General features: G+C 57.9%; 18 protein-coding genes, 4 tRNA genes and 2 pseudogenes. 7 read left to right on the top strand and 17 right to left on the bottom strand.

Annotation, left to right across the window (positions count from 1 at the left end; translation table 11 throughout):
• The first annotated feature begins 101 nt into the window (after positions 1-101).
• From AB4O41_RS24390 to AB4O41_RS24375, 4 genes are all read left to right on the top strand, one after another.
• On the top strand, positions 102-1,325 hold the full coding sequence (locus tag AB4O41_RS24390; RefSeq protein WP_460144994.1) for a type II and III secretion system protein family protein: 1,224 nt from the start codon (positions 102-104) through the stop codon (positions 1,323-1,325).
• Positions 1,326-1,438: 113 nt separating this feature from the next.
• Positions 1,439-2,149: a tetratricopeptide repeat protein gene (locus AB4O41_RS24385; protein ID WP_460144993.1), complete on the top strand. Its 711-nt coding sequence runs from the start codon at positions 1,439-1,441 to the stop codon at positions 2,147-2,149.
• An 18-nt stretch (positions 2,150-2,167) separates the two neighbouring features.
• Complete coding sequence (locus AB4O41_RS24380) at positions 2,168-2,437, top strand: DUF3613 domain-containing protein (RefSeq protein WP_460144992.1); 270 nt, start codon at positions 2,168-2,170, stop codon at positions 2,435-2,437.
• Positions 2,438-2,508: 71 nt separating this feature from the next.
• Positions 2,509-2,763 (top strand): hypothetical protein, encoded by a 255-nt coding sequence (locus tag AB4O41_RS24375; RefSeq protein WP_460144991.1) that lies wholly within the window; start codon positions 2,509-2,511, stop codon positions 2,761-2,763.
• Between the two features lie 208 nt (positions 2,764-2,971).
• Here the strand turns inward: AB4O41_RS24375 and AB4O41_RS24370 are convergent, their stop codons facing one another.
• The 4 genes and pseudogenes from AB4O41_RS24370 to AB4O41_RS24355 all read right to left on the bottom strand — a co-directional run bounded on the left by AB4O41_RS24370 (position 2,972) and on the right by AB4O41_RS24355 (position 7,500).
• A complete protein-coding gene (locus AB4O41_RS24370; protein WP_460144990.1) occupies positions 2,972-3,940 on the bottom strand; it encodes a type II secretion system F family protein in 969 nt (322 codons plus the stop codon).
• Between the two features lie 29 nt (positions 3,941-3,969).
• A complete protein-coding gene (locus AB4O41_RS24365) occupies positions 3,970-4,956 on the bottom strand; it encodes a type II secretion system F family protein (RefSeq protein ID WP_460144989.1) in 987 nt (328 codons plus the stop codon).
• Positions 4,953-6,392, bottom strand: coding sequence for a CpaF family protein (locus tag AB4O41_RS24360; protein ID WP_460144988.1), 1,440 nt, complete (start codon positions 6,390-6,392; stop codon positions 4,953-4,955). Before AB4O41_RS24360 ends, AB4O41_RS24365 begins: the two co-directional genes overlap by 4 nt.
• A gap of 3 nt (positions 6,393-6,395) precedes the next feature.
• Positions 6,396-7,500: pseudogene (locus tag AB4O41_RS24355) on the bottom strand (AAA family ATPase).
• On the opposite strand from AB4O41_RS24355, the gene AB4O41_RS24350 reads away from it, so the two are divergent.
• A complete protein-coding gene (locus AB4O41_RS24350; RefSeq protein ID WP_460148459.1) occupies positions 7,396-7,644 on the top strand; it encodes a hypothetical protein in 249 nt (82 codons plus the stop codon). The pseudogene AB4O41_RS24355 and the gene AB4O41_RS24350 overlap by 105 nt on opposite strands.
• Here AB4O41_RS24350 and AB4O41_RS24345 read toward each other — a convergent pair.
• The 7 genes from AB4O41_RS24345 to AB4O41_RS24315 all read right to left on the bottom strand — a co-directional run bounded on the left by AB4O41_RS24345 (position 7,611) and on the right by AB4O41_RS24315 (position 12,927).
• Positions 7,611-8,105, bottom strand: a complete 495-nt coding sequence (locus AB4O41_RS24345) for a TadE family protein (RefSeq protein ID WP_460144987.1) — start codon at positions 8,103-8,105, stop codon at positions 7,611-7,613. The genes AB4O41_RS24350 and AB4O41_RS24345 overlap by 34 nt on opposite strands.
• Complete coding sequence (locus AB4O41_RS24340) at positions 8,105-8,584, bottom strand: TadE/TadG family type IV pilus assembly protein (protein WP_460144986.1); 480 nt, start codon at positions 8,582-8,584, stop codon at positions 8,105-8,107. The genes AB4O41_RS24345 and AB4O41_RS24340 overlap by 1 nt, the downstream gene beginning before the upstream one ends.
• An 8-nt stretch (positions 8,585-8,592) precedes the next feature.
• Positions 8,593-9,933: a pilus assembly protein TadG-related protein gene (locus AB4O41_RS24335; protein WP_460144985.1), complete on the bottom strand. Its 1,341-nt coding sequence runs from the start codon at positions 9,931-9,933 to the stop codon at positions 8,593-8,595.
• A gap of 75 nt (positions 9,934-10,008) precedes the next feature.
• Positions 10,009-10,818, bottom strand: a complete 810-nt coding sequence (gene cpaB, locus AB4O41_RS24330) for a Flp pilus assembly protein CpaB (RefSeq protein WP_460144984.1) — start codon at positions 10,816-10,818, stop codon at positions 10,009-10,011.
• A gap of 15 nt (positions 10,819-10,833) precedes the next feature.
• Entirely contained in the window at positions 10,834-12,168 is a 1,335-nt protein-coding gene (locus AB4O41_RS24325) for a P-loop NTPase family protein (RefSeq protein ID WP_460144983.1), read from the bottom strand.
• A 2-nt stretch (positions 12,169-12,170) separates the two neighbouring features.
• Positions 12,171-12,701, bottom strand: a complete 531-nt coding sequence (locus AB4O41_RS24320; protein ID WP_460144982.1) for an A24 family peptidase — start codon at positions 12,699-12,701, stop codon at positions 12,171-12,173.
• A gap of 28 nt (positions 12,702-12,729) precedes the next feature.
• Positions 12,730-12,927, bottom strand: a complete 198-nt coding sequence (locus tag AB4O41_RS24315; RefSeq protein WP_460144981.1) for a Flp family type IVb pilin — start codon at positions 12,925-12,927, stop codon at positions 12,730-12,732.
• A gap of 410 nt (positions 12,928-13,337) precedes the next feature.
• Here AB4O41_RS24315 and AB4O41_RS24310 point away from each other — a divergent pair, with 410 nt between their 5' ends.
• A complete protein-coding gene (locus AB4O41_RS24310; RefSeq protein WP_460144980.1) occupies positions 13,338-14,204 on the top strand; it encodes an AraC family transcriptional regulator in 867 nt (288 codons plus the stop codon).
• A gap of 56 nt (positions 14,205-14,260) precedes the next feature.
• Here AB4O41_RS24310 and AB4O41_RS24305 read toward each other — a convergent pair.
• The 4 genes from AB4O41_RS24305 to AB4O41_RS24290 all read right to left on the bottom strand — a co-directional run bounded on the left by AB4O41_RS24305 (position 14,261) and on the right by AB4O41_RS24290 (position 14,673).
• Positions 14,261-14,336: transfer RNA gene (locus AB4O41_RS24305), tRNA-Gly, on the bottom strand.
• 3 nt (positions 14,337-14,339) lie between these two features.
• A tRNA-Glu gene (locus AB4O41_RS24300) sits at positions 14,340-14,415 on the bottom strand.
• Between the two features lie 104 nt (positions 14,416-14,519).
• Positions 14,520-14,595, bottom strand: a tRNA-Gly gene (locus AB4O41_RS24295).
• A 2-nt stretch (positions 14,596-14,597) separates the two neighbouring features.
• Positions 14,598-14,673, bottom strand: a tRNA-Glu gene (locus AB4O41_RS24290).
• Between the two features lie 396 nt (positions 14,674-15,069).
• On the opposite strand from AB4O41_RS24290, the gene AB4O41_RS24285 reads away from it, so the two are divergent.
• Positions 15,070-15,828, top strand: coding sequence for a hypothetical protein (locus AB4O41_RS24285; RefSeq protein WP_460144979.1), 759 nt, complete (start codon positions 15,070-15,072; stop codon positions 15,826-15,828).
• A 69-nt stretch (positions 15,829-15,897) separates the two neighbouring features.
• Here AB4O41_RS24285 and AB4O41_RS24280 read toward each other — a convergent pair whose 3' ends face one another.
• Together AB4O41_RS24280 and AB4O41_RS24275 are read right to left on the bottom strand one after the other, a co-directional pair.
• Positions 15,898-16,602, bottom strand: a complete 705-nt coding sequence (locus AB4O41_RS24280) for a methyl-accepting chemotaxis protein (RefSeq protein WP_460148414.1) — start codon at positions 16,600-16,602, stop codon at positions 15,898-15,900.
• A gap of 204 nt (positions 16,603-16,806) precedes the next feature.
• Positions 16,807-16,983 (bottom strand): annotated as a pseudogene (locus AB4O41_RS24275) (HAMP domain-containing protein); the annotation flags it as partial.
• Between the last annotated feature and the right edge of the window lie 580 nt (positions 16,984-17,563).

Below are 17,563 nucleotides of genomic sequence, written 5' to 3'. Positions count from 1 at the left end.
TCAGGGGTCTGGCGGGGTAGAGGGCCGACCAAGGCCCCTTGTAGTGATCCGAGGCAACCCAGTTAGCCTCAAAGATGGCCTATTCAGCGAGGATGCACTTAATGAGCTATCGTACCGTGCCCGCTTTCAAGCGAATTATCCATGGCCTGTTTTGGACGGGTCTCAGCGTGAATGCGGCTCAGGCCGCGCCGGCCAATTGTTCGCAACTGGACAGTTTGCCGGCAACGTTTGAGGTCGGTCAGGGACTTCAGAACGAACTGCGCGTCCCCGTCGCGGTGACACAGCTGGCGGTAGGTGACCCGAAAATTGCCGACGTGCAACCCAGCGGCAGCAACGCCTTCATACTCACGGGCCTCGCGCCGGGGGCCACCAGCCTGATGGTCTGGACCGCCTGTTCGAAAACGCCGCGCCAAAGCATGGTATTCGTCAAGGGCAAGGCCACGGCAGCGCTGACCAGCGTGTCGACGGTGCCTTCTGAAGACCCGCTGCTGCCAAGCCAGGTGCAGACTGACATCCGTTTCGTTGAAGTCAGCCGGACCAAACTCAAGGAAGCCTCTACCTCGATTTTTGGCCGCCAGGGCAACTTCCTGTTCGGCTCGCCGAGAACCTTGCCCACCATCGGCGGCATTGTCACGCCATCGGTGCCGGTGAGAAACGACATGTTCAACCTCTCTTTCGCTACCGGCAATACCCTGGTGGCGATCAACGCGCTGGAAGGCAGCGGTTTCGCCTACACCTTGGCGCGGCCAAGTCTGGTGGCGCTCAGCGGGCAGAGTGCGAGCTTCCTGGCCGGTGGTGAAGTACCGATTCCGGTGCCCAGTTCAGGCAGCGATAACGTGTCTATCGAGTACAAGGAATTCGGTATTCGCCTGACCCTGACGCCGACCATCGTCGGAAAAAACCGTATCGCACTGAAGGTGGCGCCGGAAGTCAGTGAACTGGACTTCACCAACGCCGTGAGCATCGCCGGCACCATTGTTCCGGCGCTGACCATACGCCGTACCGACACCAGCATTTCGCTGGCCGACGGCGAAAGTTTCGTCATCAGCGGCCTGATCAGCACCCGCAACAGTTCACAGGTGAACAAGTTTCCGGGGCTGGGCGACATTCCGATTCTGGGCGCGTTCTTCCGCGATAACTCCATCAACCGTGAAGAGCGCGAACTGCTGATGATCGTTACCCCGCATCTGGTCCAGCCAATGGCTGCCAATGCACAACTACCGTCATTGCCTGGCGAGCAGCTGCGCAATTACGACCCGAACTTCTACCGCATGTTCTTCCTCGAAAATGGCGATTTCGACAGTCGCTCCGGGCTCTCGCAATGAGCCTGAATCAGACTTGCCTCGACCTCACTCGTAACGGTGATCTTGAACGCTTGCCAAGCCAGTTTTATTGCCATTGGCCAGGCGTTCAACATGTTGTAGCCAGAGGACACTCGATGAAAGCAGTCATTGCAATAGCGGCGACAATAATGCTCACAGGTTGTGCCAGCAATGGCCTGTCTTCGCGACCGGCTGACTGTGCCAAGCCCGCTTCGGAGCAAGAACTGGCCCTGAGCCTGGCCGACAATATGGTCAACGAAGGCCGTTTGTATGCCAGCCTGGCGAACCTGGAAGGTTTGCCCGACAGTCTGGTCCAGGTTCGCCTGCGCAAGGCTCGAGTGCTGCGCCTGATGGGGCGTAAAGACGCGGAGCCGTTGTATCAAAGTTTGCTCGGCACCTGTCTGGCCGCTGATGGAGAACATGGCCTGGGCCAGTTGGCCGCGGCCAAAAATGATTACGTCACTGCTATCACTCACCTTGAACGTGCGGTGAAGATGGCCCCCACCGACGACAGGATGCGCAACGACCTGGGGGTGGTCTACCTCAATCAGCGACGCATCCCTGAAGCACGCTTCGAGTTCATGACCGCTATGGAGCTCAAGCAGACCGATTCACTGGCGGCACTGAATATGGTGACGCTGCTGATCTATCAGGATAACTGGAAGGCAGCTTCCGAGCTCGTGACCCGCGCCAGCTTGAGTCCTCAGCAAGTCGCAGAGGCTCAGAGCCGCGCGGAAAAACTCAAGGCTTCTGCTAAGAAAGCGGTGGCTTCCGAGGGGAATCGCAGAACTGAGGTAGCCGATGCCTCATCCAGTGCGACCAAGTAAAACGTACGAGGAGTCGAGATGAATACCAAGAGGCTGTTGATCGTGTGCATGGCTTGCCTGTCCACCAGTGCCTGGGCTTTTGAACCAGGCCCCTCTTCGAAGGAGCAAAAAGGCACCGAGCAGTGGATGCAGCTACAGATTCGCGGCATCGTTGCTTCACCCAAACTGCAGACCGCTTCGGCCACCGAACGTGACATGGCGATGCAGCGTTGGCTGAACAGCTTCAACTACCCGATTCCGGAGTTTTTTGATCAGGATATGGCGGGTGAAATCCCCAGCAGTAATTGAGGCGCATCACGGGTTATCAGCCTCTGACATCGTCTAAAGTGGCCTGGCTGTAAAGCCGGGCTAGACGTCGTATGCAGGAAAGCATTGATATTATCCAGGCCTTGCAGGACTACCCTGTAGGAGCTGCCGCAGGCTGCGATCTTTTGCTCTTCAGCGATCCCTCGGCCATCAAAATCAAAATCAAAATCAAAATCAAAAGATCGCAGGCTTCGCCAGCTCCTACATCTGCCCGCATCCTTGTTCCTGAAAGGGGTGTCTGGCAACCATCGATTCCGCCTGATCAGCCTGTCACCGAGCGTATCGCAGCAATCAGCGCCAGGTCGTGATCAACCGATGTTTACAAATCTCTGCAGGAGCGGCCGCAGGCTGCGATCTTTTGATTCAGAGGCCAGGGCAACGAATTGCCTGCCATCAAAATCAAAAAATCGCAGCCTGCGGAGTTCTTTCGGGGAGGTGTAGATCTATGGCTGGACGTGCAAATCAGGTTCAGGAGACAAGGCCATCTGACTCGACAGCACATGCCTCCTGTTCATTTCAAAGCTTCCCGAATGCTCTGAGCACTCCGATCAACGGAGGGCCCACGGCTACCAGAAAGAAGCTCGGCCACAGACAGAAAATCAATGGGAATATCAGCTTGGTACCGATTTTCGCCCCCGCTTCTTCGGCGGCCTGCGTACGCCGGTCACGGAACTCATCGGCATAGATGCGTAGGGTATCGGCCACGCTGGTACCAAAGCGGATGCTCTGCGCCAAGAGGCTGACCAACCCTTGTATCTCCTCCAGTCCGGTGCGCACAGCCAGTTGCTTGAGCGCTTCGGTACTGGGGACGCCGGCGCGGATTTGCGAATTGACCAGCGCCAGCTCCTCAGCCAGCTCAACCTGGCTGACCGACATCTCCTCAGCCACCCGCTCGATGGTCTGCGGCAATGCCAGACCCGACTCCACACACACCACCATAAGATCCAGGGCATCCGGAAAGGCAGCGCGCAGCCTGCCCTGTCTGGCCTGCTTGCGCTTTTCGACATACACCGCTGGCAGCAACCATCCGGCGGCAGCAGTCATTGATACCACCAACAACCCCATATTCAGAGAAAGCCTGGAGAACATCGGCAACAACAACAGCGCAAGACCAACCGATATCAGTGGCAACAGCAAGCGCACCGCCCAGTACATCTGTACCGCTGAGGGCGAGCGATAACCGGCGTGCATTAACAGAGTTTGGGTGGCAGATGTCTGAGCCGTCTCAGCCGAGCCAAAACGTTGTCCGACCCGCTCCAGCAATAATTGCAGATTACTCGGAGCGTCCTGCCCGGCGACATTCCCCGAATGACCGCGTTTGATAAGTGCCAGACGACGCTGTACTGGATCCTGCAGTCCCAACACCAGCAACATCACGGTGACGGCCGCTAGCACCGCACTCAAACCAATAACACAGACGAACAACATACGCGCCAGCTGCGCATTGCCCGCCACCTGACTGAATACCCCGAGCAAATAGTCCATGACCTGCACCTCTGAGAAACGAATACCACTCAAACCTGGATCCGGATAATTTTACGAATCCAAAAAATCCCAAGCAACATGGCGCCGAAAGCCCCGATGATCAACTTGTGGCCAAGCGGATCATTGAGCAGCAAAGGCATATAACTGGGGGTTGTGATCAGGATCACTGCTGCCAACACAAAGGGAATGGCCACCAGCACCCAAGCCGACATGCGTCCTTCGGCTGACAAGGTTTTGACCTTGCGCTGGAAACGGAAGCGCCCACGAATCAGTCGACTCAGACGCTCCAGCACCTCGGTCAGATTACCTCCGGTCTCGCGATGAATGAGGATTGAGGTCACCAGCATCATCACTGTCATGCTCGGCATCCGCTCTAGCAGGCCAAGCATGGCCCGGCGTACATCGTTGCCATAGTTGATATCGGCAAAGGTCGCGCCGAATTCTTGAGCCACTGGTCCCTTATGCTCCTCAGCCACTAAACGCAAGGTTTCATTGAAGGGATGACCGGCTCGCAGAGCCCTGCACATGGCATCCAATGCATCTGGCAGGCCCTCCTCAAACGCAGCGAAACGTTTGCCACGGTCACGAGAGATTTTCAGCATGGGTAACCAGAACGCTCCGAGGCTCGCCATCAACGCCATCCACCAGATGGACGAGACCATCCAGATCAAGACACCCGCCCAAGCGCCCAGCACCAACCCGAGCAGCAATACCCTATAGGCCCGGTATTCGTGCCCAGATTGCTCAATCATTTGCGTCAATGTCTCCATAAAGGGCAGCTGCTCAAGCCTGGCCTCCAGTGGTGACAAACGCGTCAGGTATTTCTGCCGCAATACCGTCTGCATGTTGGGCAGATTGTTGGCCTTCTCCATCACATGCAAGCGGCCGCGGATGCGCTTGCGCATCTTGCCGGCCTCGCCGAACACCGGTACCACCACGCCCTGGGACAGAAGGAACACGGCAATAAACACCATGCCGAGGAACATCAGAATAAATTCACCAGGAATATTGTTCATGACTGCCGCGCCTCCATCCATTCAGGCCTGAACATATTGAGCGGCAATTCGATGCCGCGCTTGGCCAGTACATCGCGGAAGGCCGGGATCATGCCGCTGGGGCGGTAATCACCGAGCACCTCACCGTTTTCACCCATGCCTTGACGCGCAAAGGAGAAAATTTCAGTCATGGTGATGATCTCGCCCTCCATGCCGTTGATCTCCTGCACGCTGACCAGGCGGCGCTTGCCGTCCTCCTGACGTTCCAGCTGGATCACCACATCGATGGCCGAAGCGATCTGCTGACGCATGGCCTTGATCGGGAAGGTCGCCCCGGTCATCGACACCATGTTCTCGACCCGCCCCAACGCATCCCGTGCGGTGTTGGCGTGGATGGTGGTCAAGGAACCGTCGTGGCCAGTGTTCATGGCGGTCAGCATGTCCAGCGCCTCGGCGCCGCGCACTTCGCCGATTACAATGCGGTCCGGGCGCATCCGCAGACTGTTGCGCACCAACTCCCGCTGGCTCACTTCGCCTCGTCCCTCAATGTTGCAAGGGCGGGTTTCCAGGCGCACCACATGGGGCTGTTGCAGTTGCAGCTCGGCCGAGTCTTCGATGGTGACGATCCGCTCGTTTTGCGGGATGAAACTGGACAGCACATTGAGCATGGTGGTCTTGCCGCTGCCGGTACCGCCGGAAATCAACACGTTCAAGCGCCCACGGACAATCGCCTTGAGCAGCAGGGCAATGGCCGGGGTCAACGTCCCCACCGAGATCAGGCTGTCGGTATTGAGCAGGTCCACCGCAAAGCGGCGAATCGACATGCTCGGACCGTCGATGGCCAGCGGCGGGATAATCGCGTTGACCCGCGAACCGTCCTTGAGCCGGGCATCCACTAGCGGCGAAGACTCATCAATGCGCCGACCCAGGCTGGACACGATGCGGTCGATGATGTTCAGCAAATGCTGATCATCGCGAAAGCGCACATCGGTCCTTTGCAGTTTGCCGAAGCGCTCGACATAGACTGAGGCAAAGCCGTTGACCAGAATGTCGGACACGCTGTGATCGGCCAGCAACGGTTCCAGAGGACCCAGGCCGAGCACCTCGTCGGTAATCTGCTTGATGATCAACTGACGGCTGACGGAACTCACCGGCGCCGAATGTTCATCGAGCAAGCGCTGGCAAATATCGCGAATCTGCCGCGTGGCTTCGGCCGGTTCAAGGGAGTCCAGCAAGGACAGGTCCATAACCTTGAGTAACTGCTGGTAAATCTTTTCTCGCCACTCGGCCTCTACCGGGGTGACCTGGGTTCTGGTTTCATACAGGACATCCGGAATTGCATGCTCCCACGCCATCAATTCTTCTGCCGGATCCTGGTCACGGCCCAACTGGGTAGCCGACGATGAGGCGGGTTTACCGGACTGTTTGCGCAAGCGGTTACGAAAGTCGCTGATCATGGGTCATCCCCCGAAAAAACGGTTGAAGGCGCGTTTGAGTAAGCCTTTGTTCCCGGCTACCTGTTGACCGACCAGGTCCTCGGTCATGTCGCGCAGTGCGGCAGTAATCGCTGCCCTCGGCGCATGCAGCCCCAACGGCACGCCAGTGTTCTGACTCTGGCTGACCAGGTTGAAGTCGTTGGGTAATTTCGACAGATTGGTGCAGCGCAGCGCTTCGCCGATATCTTTGAGGCTGATCGCTCCCGCCTTGTCAAAGCGGTTGACCACTATCTGCAATTGATCCCCGCGCACGCCCAGGTCATCGCGAAGAATTCGCACCAGGGAGCTGGCATCGCGCAGATGGCTGACACTCTGCTGTACCACCACGTATACCCGATCCACCTGTTCCAGCACGGAGCCGGTGAGGTGGTCGATTTGCCGTGGCAGGTCGATGACTACCCAGTCGTAGCTGGCGCGGGCCAGCTTCAACAGGGCATCAAGTTGCTCGGGCTGAGCATCCTGCGGCAGACACAACTCACCGGCCCGACCACCCAGTACATGCAAAGTCGGGCTGAAGTGACTGCAAAAACCGCGTAGCGCGACGCTGTCCATACCGTCGATCTGCTGCAGCACCTCGAGATGGCTGTGTGTCTGCGCCACATCCAGATAATGCGTCACGCTGCCAAATTGCAGGTCCATGTCCAGCAACAGGGTACTGCCGCCCCTGGCGCTGAGCTGCTGAGCCAGGTTGCAGGCCACCAGGGTTCCGCCGGAGCCGCCCTTGGCGCTCATCACGGCGATCAATTTCCCCTTCTGCCCCGCTGCCGGTCCGAACCTCCATGACCAGGCGATTCAAAGCGGCGACCAGTTCTGGCTCGGCGATGGGTTCCGGCAACACGTCACGGGCGCCGGCCTGCATCGCCAGGCGCATGGCTTCCTGTTCACTCAGGAGTCCGCACACCAACATCGGCGGCCGCTCATGGGCCGGACGCTGTAACAGCGCCGACAACTCTTCGCGCCACAGATGGCTGACGCGCAGCAGCAACAGATCGGGCATCCGGTCCAGACCGTAAAGCGGGTCGACATGCCCATTGCTCACAAGGCGAGTGCTCACCTCCAGGCAGGGCATACGTTGGCAGACGCTCTGCAGGTCGCGCAAAGCGGTCGCATCACGGCTGCTGATCAGCAACCGGAGCCCGGTTTTGCCGGTCGAGGTGGAGAGTGGAGTTTCCTTGGTATTCAGCATGGCGTGATCTCCCCGGAATCGGAATGACGTCCTAGGCTTTCGCGTGGCAAGGTTGCCCTGAAGGTGGGCAAGGTAATGGGCACGCCGAACCCGGGAATAAACAGATTGAAAACGAAGTTTTGCAGGTTCAACTGGACGTAGCGGATGGCACGAAAACCATTGACCCCAGTCGTGTCGGCGGGGTTGGCCACCAGCGCGCCGTTTTCATCCAGATAGGTCAATGAGAGATTGCTGGTGGCCAGATTGTTGATCAGCTGGCTCGTACCAGCGTCGGACGCGGCATTGAAGATCGCCCGCCGCAACACCACCGGATCACTGATATTGCACACCGCCGCCAGACGCGCACCACGCCGCGCGGCTTCATCCAGCGCATTGACCGTGAAGTACAGACGGCCCATTTCCAGTACGCCGAACAACAGCGTGAACACCAGCATGCCAATGACGGCGAATTCCACAATATAGGTACCGTGCATGTGTTTGCGATTCATCACAGTGCCCTCATGACAGTCGTGGCGACCAGTGGAATGCTCAGCGCAATCTGATTACCAAAGAAACCAGGAATCGAGCCGGCACAATTGCCACCGCCAATCACCGGGCAGAATGTATAAGTGATGGTGACCCGCACGTGGTCGGTGCCCACCGCGGCGACGACCACATTGCCAGTCGTCAACCCTGACACCACAGCGGTGCCGGTGTTGGAAGGCACGCCATATACCGCAACGTTTTTCGTCTGGGTCTGCAGCGTACTGCTCAGAGCGACCATGCCAAGCGTCGAGTTCCAGGCTTGACTGGCGACAAAACGGTCGGCATCACGACTGGCCTGCAATAGGACGTTGTACTGATAGAGCAAGCGGCCAAACTCACCGAAGGTCAGCAACAGCAACAGCAACACTGGCAAGACAAGAGTGAATTCAACCATCGCCAGGCCTTGTTGGGCCTGTGGTCGTTTAAATGTTTGATGTCTCATGACGCCTCCTACGAGTCTGTGCTCGGAGTGCCACTGCCGTTGAGATAGGTTTTGTAGAGTTGGATGATCTGCGGGCCGGAGTCATTTGACGGCGAAGGGCTGGGCACGTTGTCGCCTTCGCACTCCCTCACAAACTGTCCGAATATCTGCGCTTGCGTGCCGCCGCTACTCATTGGCTGTACCACGAAATAGCAACCAAAGCCCAGGACAGGGATCGTGGTTGAACCTCCCTGTTTGCCAGTACAGTTGCCAACGACGACTTTCAGCATCCGGCGCTCGAACACTCCATTGCTTTGGCAGCCACTGCCGGCCCCCCCCACACATGCGGCAACACTCGCCTTCCAGTCGTTGTAATCCAGTATCGTATTGCTGCCGGCGGTAAGATTGCCGCCGCTCGAGGTGACGGGCTGCCCCTTGTAAAGCACCTGCGCCGGGGTAACTGAATCGTTGTAGGTGATCGCGGGATTACTCGACGACGTCACCAGGTCTGGCGGATAGTTCGAGGCACTGACTGGGCCGTTATAGATGCCGAAGCGCGTATTCAAGCCTTGAGACGCAGGGCCCACCGTGTTGCCGGGTGAAGTCTGGACATTGTCCCCCACATTGCGGCAGACCGAGCCGCCTCCGGCCAGGTCTTCTCTGACCGAACTGCCGCCCGAACCGAAATCGAGCAGTTGAAAATTGCCAGGGCCAATGGTGGAACTACTACCTGCTGCCGACTTCAACACCTGCAAATCACCAAACTGGAAGCCCCAGAACATACCAGCGCCCGGGTTGTATTGAGTCGCATCGCCACAGATCATCAACGGTGCAAGATCACACGGCCTGGTAGGGCTAGGTCCAGCAGTGGCGATCGCCGCCACCGCTTTGTTCCCCACGGCGCCGAATGCCTCGGCGAAGTTCCAGAAAAATCCCGTCAGGTTATAGGTCGGTACCGATACTCGGACGTATTTGGCATTCGACGGCCCGGGATAGGAGAACGGGCCATAGATGAGGTCGGACAGTTCCACCACCGCGAATGCGCCCGGGTTGCCGGCAACAGCCGCGGCCAACTCGTTGTTGCCCGCGGCATTGGCATTCTGGTTGAGCGTACTGAGCGCGGCAGCCCGCGTCGTGCTGGCACTGTTGGCGCCACCTGCCACCTGACTCAGGGTTTTGGCGCCACTCAGGGCCGCGGCATCCACCGCATTCTGCAGACGAGTCTTGTTCAGCAGCATGTGTCCGCCGTCCAGAGCCAACGCCGCCATCATGAGCATTGCCACCAACGTGATCGCCATCAATATGCTCACCGCCCCTCTCTGGCGCCTTGGCGTCGCAGTGAACGGCTGCTGAATACGAAGATTCATCATCAAGCCCTCTTTGCCGAGATTGATCCGGATCGGCTCCGCCAATACCCATGATGCCCAGGTGCCTGTTGCGCCCTGTCAGCGAATGTTGACTACTTTGGTTTCGATGCCACGAATAATGGTGATTGCTCCGCCACTCTCGCCGCCGCTACGCTGCACCACACGTTTTGGCACCGTGGCCGTAGCCACCGCCATGACCGGTGCGGGAGGCGCCACGGCCGCTATTTTTTTCTCGGAGTTCAGCGGATTGCGCAGGGTCAGTTGCAATTTCCCTTCCGTTTGCGCCGTGACCAGAGTTTCAGCCTCTGCAGTGGTCATCTCCAGCGTCACTGCGCGCACCACCACGGGTTGTGTCTTGTCGGTGCCCGCTGTCTGATCCACCGCCAATACCCGCAAGTTCTCGAGGATTGTTCTGGATGTGGCGCTGTTACTGCCGGCGTTGGTGGTTTTGGTCGCCAGCACATCGACCCGGTTACCTGGCAGGAGAAATCCGCCCACGCCGACCACATCGTCCACGCGTACCGATATGGCACGTTTGTCGGTCGCAATCAGCGAGGCCAGGGTGCTGCCACCTAAGTGTTCGCTCAGGCGTGCGCCGCGCATGATGTCGCCCTTCAGAATGTCGAACGTTGCGATCTTGCCCACTGCTTTGTCGCTGGAGTCGAAGGCATCGTCCGGGATCGTGTCCATGGGCATGCGCATGGTCGTGACTTGCTGGGCCTCGACCATCTGCCCGAATGGAATCTCTGCCGTGGCGACCACCACGCTTCGAAGGTGGTCATCCGGGCTGGCATTGAGCCGCGCGCTCAGCCAGGAATCGGCCATCCATGCGGCGCCAAGGCCCATGACCAGGGAAACACCTATCAGGGGAAGAGTACGAGAGCTCATGTCAGTATCTCCGAATCAAAGAAAGTCGAGCTGGACGAAATAGTTATGCCAGGCCCATTCCAATTCTTGCGGTGACAGGGGTCCGGAACCGCCCATATAACGCTGACGATCGAGCGCCATGTTCAGGAGATCGCGGGGATGGCAAGGCACCAGGGGCATGCCTTCACTTGCATAAAGCCTCTGGAGTACATAACGCAGCAGCAGCGGGTCAAAAGGAATGCCCAGGCGCTCGCTTTCCTGACGCCAGATTTTTTCGTACTCCTCAGGCTTCAGGTAACCGAATTGCAACTTGTAGCCAATCCGACGGAGAAAGGCCTCATCGGCCAGTTCCAGAGGATTGAGGTTGGTGGAGAACACCAGAATAAGATCGAACGGCAGCTCGCAATGGCGACCGCCGCCCAGGTTGAGGAAGTCGCGTTTCTCTTCCATCGGGACGATCCAGCGATTCAACAGCTCGGCGGGCGCCATGCGCTGGCGTCCCATGTCGTCGATGATGAACAGGCCATTGCTCGCCTTGAGCTGCAAGGCGGCCTGGTACTGACGGGTATAGGGGTCATAGCGAACGTCCAGCTGTTCCATGCTCAACTCACCGCCGGTAATGACGATCGGGCGTTTGCAGCACAGCAGTCGACGGTCGATCCCTTCGTTGAGCATCAGATTGTTTTGTTGGCTATTGTCATCCAGGCGCTGATGCACCTGCGGGTCATAGATCTCGATCACTGACTCGTTGATGACGATGGCATGAGGCACCCAGATGGCCTCGGCGAACAGACGAATCAGCCGACTGCTGACATAAGTCTTGCCGGTACCCGCCGGGCCATAAATCATGATCGCGCGGCCGGAGTTCAGCGCCACGCCCAACTGATCGAGCATCCCTTCGGTAAGCACCACGCCAGCAAGGGCGTTGTGCATATCGTTGGCGTTGATGCGTCCGTGGTGAATGGTCTGGAGTTTGATCAGGGAACGGTAAGTACTCACCGGAAAAGGTGCCGCGCCGATGTAGCCACTGCGCGACAGCGCATCGCGGGCGGCACTGCGACCGCGTTCGGTCAGGCCATAACGCAGCATTTGCCCACTCGTGGTTTGCGGCCCCATCTGGCCAAGCACTTCGACACGGCCATCCTTGCGCAAAAACGCCAGGACTTCTTCAAGTACAGCGCCGGTCAGTGCCAGGCGCTCCACCAGACGCGACATGTCCAGCACGCCGGCGTCATATAAATGTTTGCAAACCAACTCGCCGAGAAAACTGTCTGTCAGACCTGTTTCGCGGATTGTGCACGGCTGAGGAGCCAGTCGTTGCACCGCTTCCCGCTCATTGGGGAAGGCATCAGTATCAACCATGACGTGCATGACTAATCTCCCAACCCACTGGCAACGAGTTGCCAGTAGATGCTGCCCAGAGTGCCGAGCAAGATTGCAACAGCGTAAGGAAAGGGCTTACCAGCCGCCTCGTCCGCACTCGGCGCCAAGTAGGCCCGAGCCTTCAGAATCAGCCAATAACGCCCCAGGGTTTGCAACATCTGACCGTGCACCAGTACGATCAGAAAACCGCACAGGCCGCCGAATACCAGACTGTATAGCGCGGCCCACACTGCGTAATGAACCGGTAGGAAGCTGCCAACCATGGCCATCAACTTGACGTCGCCGGCGGCCATGCCACCCACGGCATGCATGGGCAGAAACAGCGCAAAACAGATCAGGACGCTTAACAGGCTGTCACCCAACCCGCTTATTCCACCTGAATAAGCCTGGCCGGCTAATCCCAGAGCCAGGCCCACCAGGATCAGCAGGTTGGGAATGCGGTGGCGACGAATATCGCTCACCACCGCTACGCCCAGCAGCCCTATCAGCAAACCAGTAGCTATCAGCTGCTCCATGGACATTGCAGCATCTCCCTATCGGAAATTGTTGTTACGCGCACGCACCACCAGCACCGACGGCATTGCACAGTGCTGTGATTTGGGTATGCACGGCAATTCCGAGATCGGTGAATGCGAGGGCAACAGCTGCCGTAATCAACCCTCCCGCTACCGCATACTCCACAATGGTCAGACCATCTTCGTCTTTGACGAACTTCAGTACCGAAGCCTTGATTGTTTGCATGATCATTTTGCCCACCTCACTCGAATGTTGTTTTTCCGGAAGGCAGTACGTTCTGCACTGCCTGATGCAACCCTAGTCAGGGACAAGGCTTAGGCGTTAGGAAGATTTTGCACATCACTAGGACTTTTTTGCGGGTGTCCAAATACGGGCCATTGGCCTTTGAAGAGGTATAAGAAGGGAGCAAAACGAGGGGTGGCGGGCAAAGGAGATTGCCATTGATTCACAAGCGACGAGCGGTTGACGCCGTATGTGCCAAACCACGTCAACAAACAGTTGCCCTAGACCGACTTCAGGCAACACATAGAGCAAATAGAACTAATTTCTTACTTTCTTATCAGCATTTATTCTGCAAAGTGATAGCACCTTAGCAATACTACTCAGCGAAAGAGGGGCACTAAGAACCGCAGAGTAGAGACATGACGTCCAATTTGACCAGAAGGCCATCGCTACTGTGGTTCGATCTGACTCACGATCGTTCCACGAAGGAACTCATCGCGCAGTTCGAGGGTACCTGCGACTGCAAATTGACGAAAAACTCCGTGCTGCCCCACGGGGAACAGGCGGACATGATCTGCATTCATTTCGATCGCCCCGACACAGCGGGCTTGAGGCTGTTGCTGGAGATCAAACGCACCACCCCCACCATCCCGATCACCATGTTCACCGTGCAGCACTCGGAAGAGCTGGCCGTCTGGGCCATGCGGTCCAGTGTCTGGGAATACATGGTGCTCCCGCTCTCAGGCACTGAGAAAAAGCGCTACCTGACGGCGGTGGTGCAGTTGTGCGAGTTGCGCCGAAATTTCAATGGCCAGGGCCAGACGTCATTGATCGATCACTCCCCGACCCTGCCGGACAGTATCCGACTGACTGCTGGACACCAAAAACACCAGGCGCTGAGCCATATCATGCTGTACATCGATCAGCACTATCGCGACAGCATCGATCAGAGGGATTTGGCGAAGCGCTGCGGCATGACGACCTTTCGCTTCAGCCGCCTGTTCAAGGAAGCCAATGGCGTTGGCTTCACCGATTACATCCTGGACAAGCGCATGAACTTCGCCAAGCAACTGCTCGACAACAGCCAGATGCCGATTACCAGCATCGGCTATGAGGCCGGCTTCAAGGATCCGTCCTACTTCGCTCGCGCCTTCAAGCAGTTCGTCAACTGCACGCCCAGCGAATACCGTCTGACCTGCCAACTCAGAGCGGTCGCCGCGCAACCGGCGCTGGAGGATACAACCGCTGACGTGCTCGAAAGCCTGGTGCAGAGCCTCGGAAGTTGACGCAGTTTTTTACGCGCATAAAAAAACGCCGCTCAATGAGCGGCGTTTTTTGAATTTGGAGCGGGAAACGAGACTCGAACTCGCGACCCCGACCTTGGCAAGGTCGTGCTCTACCAACTGAGCTATTCCCGCAAATGGCGTCCCCTAGGGGACTCGAACCCCTGTTACCGCCGTGAAAGGGCGGTGTCCTAGGCCACTAGACGAAGGGGACACGCTGCCCGGAACACATGGTGTGTGTTTCGGTGCCCAGATCCGCATCCGAAGATTTGGTTCTGGTTTCACTCAGCCCTGCCCGAAAGCAAAGCCGTTTAAAACTGGAGCGGGAAACGAGACTCGAACTCGCGACCCCGACCTTGGCAAGGTCGTGCTCTACCAACTGAGCTATTCCCGCATTGGCGTCCCCTAGGGGACTCGAACCCCTGTTACCGCCGTGAAAGGGCGGTGTCCTAGGCCACTAGACGAAGGGGACACACGTACAACATTCACTCCCTACCGCGTTTCGCTGTGTGCTTTACGCTGTAAGTGGCGCGCATTCTATGGATGGATTGAGGGGGCGTCAACCCCCAGATATAAATTTATTTAAATCAATGACTTCGCCCTGCTTTCAGCAGCGATTCGGGCTTTTCCGTCGACTGACCTTTGGCGCCTATATTCTGGCATCCAGCAAGGCGCTATAGTCCACGCCGAGATGATGGCAATGTGCACCTCACACGCTATTTACTTATATATGCAGCAATACGGCCGATATAAGCAGAGCCATAGCCGATTCAACTCGTCGAGCGGCCCTAGGCGCCCAAATGCCAAGCTACTACACTCGACTCGCACGCGAACCCTAATAAAAGAGGTCTTACCGGTGACACCACTCATGATCACCCTGCTAGTCGTAGCCGGGATCGCACTATTGATCGCCATTGGCTACATGAACCATGTGGTGGAGAACAATAAGCTGGAGAAGGCCCGCACCAAGGTTGAACTCAACGACCGCCTGCGTCGCTGCGGCGAAATCACCGAGACCTTCCCTGGTCAGTTGATGACACCAACGCTCAAGCTGCTATTGACCCGTCTGGAACTGAACGTCTGCCAGCGCCTGCTGAACCTGGAAAAAACCAACGCCACGTTGAAGGCACGGATTACCGAGCTGAGTGCCTTGGTCGCCCAAGGCGAATCGATTCCGGTCAACAACCCGCCGGCACCGATCCAGACCGAAGCCAAAGCCAAAGACGTACGCTTCCTGCTCGAAGCCCTGCATGGCCAGATCACCCGCGCGGCACAGGACGGTTTCCTGCCGACCAACGAAGCCAAGCGCTGGATCCGCGAAGTGCGCCACATCCTGGTCCTGCTGCACATCGAATTCTTCAACAACCTGGGTCAGCATTCCCTGCAACAGAACCAGCCCGGCCAGGCCCGCCTCGCCTTTGAACGCGGAGTGCAATACCTGCGCAAACAACAGGAACCGCAGATTTACGCTGAACAGCTGGAATACCTGGAGAAACTCCTGGCCCGCGCCAACGCCCAGGTCATGGACAAGATCGCTCCGGTCGAAGGCGAGGTGAACCAACTGACCGAAGGCCTCAAAGACGTCGAGGCTGATGCCGACTGGAAGAAAAAAGTCATCTACGACTGATCATCTAAATGCTGAAAAGCCACCGTTCAGGTGGCTTTTTTTTGCGTTGGGATTGATGGAGGGCAGCCCCTACAGCCTGAAGTGCCCCACCATCCCCTTCAGTTCAACCCCCAACTGCGCCAATTCAATACTCGACGCCGCATTGCCCCGCATCGCCAATGACGACTGGTCCGCACTGGCGCGAATACTGGTGACACTGCGATTGATCTCCTCGGCCACCGAACTTTGCTCTTCGGCAGCCGCCGCAATCTGCTGGTTCATCTGCTGAATCAACGACACCGCTGCTGCAATGCTCCCCAAGGCGCTCTCAGTCTGCAACGCATCGCTCACCGCCAGCTTCACCAATTCACCACTGCTCTGAATCTGCTGCACCGACGACTGCGCCGCCGAGCGCAAGGCACTGACCAGCCGTTCGATTTCTTCGGTCGATTGCTGGGTTCGCTTGGCCAGCGCCCGAACTTCATCGGCCACCACCGCAAAGCCCCTGCCCTGCTCGCCGGCGCGGGCCGCCTCGATGGCCGCATTGAGCGCCAACAAGTTGGTCTGCTCGGCGACGCTTTTGATCACGCTGAGCACCGTGCCAATGTTCTGGATTTCTGCGCTGAGACTTTCGATGCTGGAGCTGGCCGAGGTGGCTGAGTCCGCCAGTTGCTCGATTCGCGCCATGCTCTGACGCACCACCTGCTGACCGCTTTCGACCTTGCCGTCGGCAGTCTGCGCCGCCTGGGCGGCCTCTTCCGCGTTACGTGCGACGTCGTGCACGGTGGCGGTCATCTGATTCATCGCGGTGGCGACCTGCTCGGTCTCTTCCTTCTGGCTGCTGACTTCAAGGTTGGTCTGCTCGGTCACCGCCGACAGCGATTGAGCAGAGCTTGCCAGTTGTTCAATACCGGCCTGCAAACCACTGACGATACTGCTGAGCCCCGCGCCCATTTGTTGCATGGCTTGCATCAACTGGCCGATCTCGTCACGGCGGGTCACTTCAATCGTGGCACTCAAATCGCCCGCGGCGATCTGCTGAGCGACACGAATCACACTGCGCAGTGGGGTAACGATCAATCGGGTAATCACCCACGAAGCAATCAGCCCCACCAGCAGGGCCAGTGCCGAAGAGCCGATAATCAACAGCGAGTTCTTTTTCAGCTCAGCCTGCATCGAATGGTCTTCGGCAACGTAGGCCTGGTCCACCCGCTCCACCACTTGAGCGGCGCGCTGGTGAAGTTGCTCGTAGACGGTCTTTTCCTGCGCCAGTAAGCCGGTGTATTCGGCGAGTTTTTCACTGAAACCGGCGATGTGACCGGACACTTCATTGAGGACGGTCTGGTAACCCTCATCCTTGATCGTGGTTTTCAGCTGCTCGGCCTGGGTCAGTGCCTGATCGGCTTGCTCAATCTTGCCCTGCCCACCGCTGTCGTCGCCCTTGCGACTCTGGTCCAGGCGTATGCGTGCTTCGTTCATGGCCTGCAGCATCAGCCGCGATACCTGACTGACCTGATTGGCCTGCTCGATGAACTGCGCGCCGTCCTTGCCCTCGGACTCCTTCAAGGTATAAGCACCATCGTCGGCGAGCCCGGCCTGTAGCACATCCAGGTTATTGGCCACGCTGGACACCGACCAACTGGCCATTTCCAGCGCCAGGTCCTTGGCCTGACTCAGCGAGACGAACTCGTCAAACGCCTTGCGATAGGCCCCCAGAGATTGCTCGACGTCATTCATGACCGCCACGTTGGCCGCC

Source organism: Pseudomonas sp. S2_A02 (assembly GCF_054668495.1).
This window is presented reverse-complemented; position numbering and strand designations above follow the sequence as displayed.

Excerpts from the sequence above, each read along its gene's own strand:
- AB4O41_RS24365 (WP_460144989.1), bottom strand. The coding sequence starts at position 4,956 with ATGAACAATATTCCTGGTGAATTTATTCTGATGTTCCTCGGCATGGTG.
- AB4O41_RS24280 (WP_460148414.1), bottom strand. The coding sequence starts at position 16,602 with ATGACCGCCACCGTGCACGACGTCGCACGTAACGCGGAAGAGGCCGCC.
- AB4O41_RS24315 (WP_460144981.1), bottom strand. The coding sequence starts at position 12,927 with ATGATCATGCAAACAATCAAGGCTTCGGTACTGAAGTTCGTCAAAGAC.
- cpaB (WP_460144984.1), bottom strand. The coding sequence starts at position 10,818 with ATGAGCTCTCGTACTCTTCCCCTGATAGGTGTTTCCCTGGTCATGGGC.
- AB4O41_RS24345 (WP_460144987.1), bottom strand. The coding sequence starts at position 8,105 with ATGAATCGCAAACACATGCACGGTACCTATATTGTGGAATTCGCCGTC.
- AB4O41_RS24335 (WP_460144985.1), bottom strand. The coding sequence starts at position 9,933 with ATGATGAATCTTCGTATTCAGCAGCCGTTCACTGCGACGCCAAGGCGC.
- AB4O41_RS24320 (WP_460144982.1), bottom strand. The coding sequence starts at position 12,701 with ATGTCCATGGAGCAGCTGATAGCTACTGGTTTGCTGATAGGGCTGCTG.
- AB4O41_RS24340 (WP_460144986.1), bottom strand. The coding sequence starts at position 8,584 with ATGAGACATCAAACATTTAAACGACCACAGGCCCAACAAGGCCTGGCG.
- AB4O41_RS24380 (WP_460144992.1), top strand. The coding sequence starts at position 2,168 with ATGAATACCAAGAGGCTGTTGATCGTGTGCATGGCTTGCCTGTCCACC.
- AB4O41_RS24325 (WP_460144983.1), bottom strand. The coding sequence starts at position 12,168 with ATGCACGTCATGGTTGATACTGATGCCTTCCCCAATGAGCGGGAAGCG.
- AB4O41_RS24375 (WP_460144991.1), top strand. The coding sequence starts at position 2,509 with ATGCAGGAAAGCATTGATATTATCCAGGCCTTGCAGGACTACCCTGTA.
- AB4O41_RS24370 (WP_460144990.1), bottom strand. The coding sequence starts at position 3,940 with ATGGACTATTTGCTCGGGGTATTCAGTCAGGTGGCGGGCAATGCGCAG.
- AB4O41_RS24350 (WP_460148459.1), top strand. The coding sequence starts at position 7,396 with ATGGCTGACGCGCAGCAGCAACAGATCGGGCATCCGGTCCAGACCGTA.
- AB4O41_RS24390 (WP_460144994.1), top strand. The coding sequence starts at position 102 with ATGAGCTATCGTACCGTGCCCGCTTTCAAGCGAATTATCCATGGCCTG.
- AB4O41_RS24385 (WP_460144993.1), top strand. The coding sequence starts at position 1,439 with ATGAAAGCAGTCATTGCAATAGCGGCGACAATAATGCTCACAGGTTGT.
- AB4O41_RS24285 (WP_460144979.1), top strand. The coding sequence starts at position 15,070 with ATGATCACCCTGCTAGTCGTAGCCGGGATCGCACTATTGATCGCCATT.
- AB4O41_RS24360 (WP_460144988.1), bottom strand. The coding sequence starts at position 6,392 with ATGATCAGCGACTTTCGTAACCGCTTGCGCAAACAGTCCGGTAAACCC.
- AB4O41_RS24310 (WP_460144980.1), top strand. The coding sequence starts at position 13,338 with ATGACGTCCAATTTGACCAGAAGGCCATCGCTACTGTGGTTCGATCTG.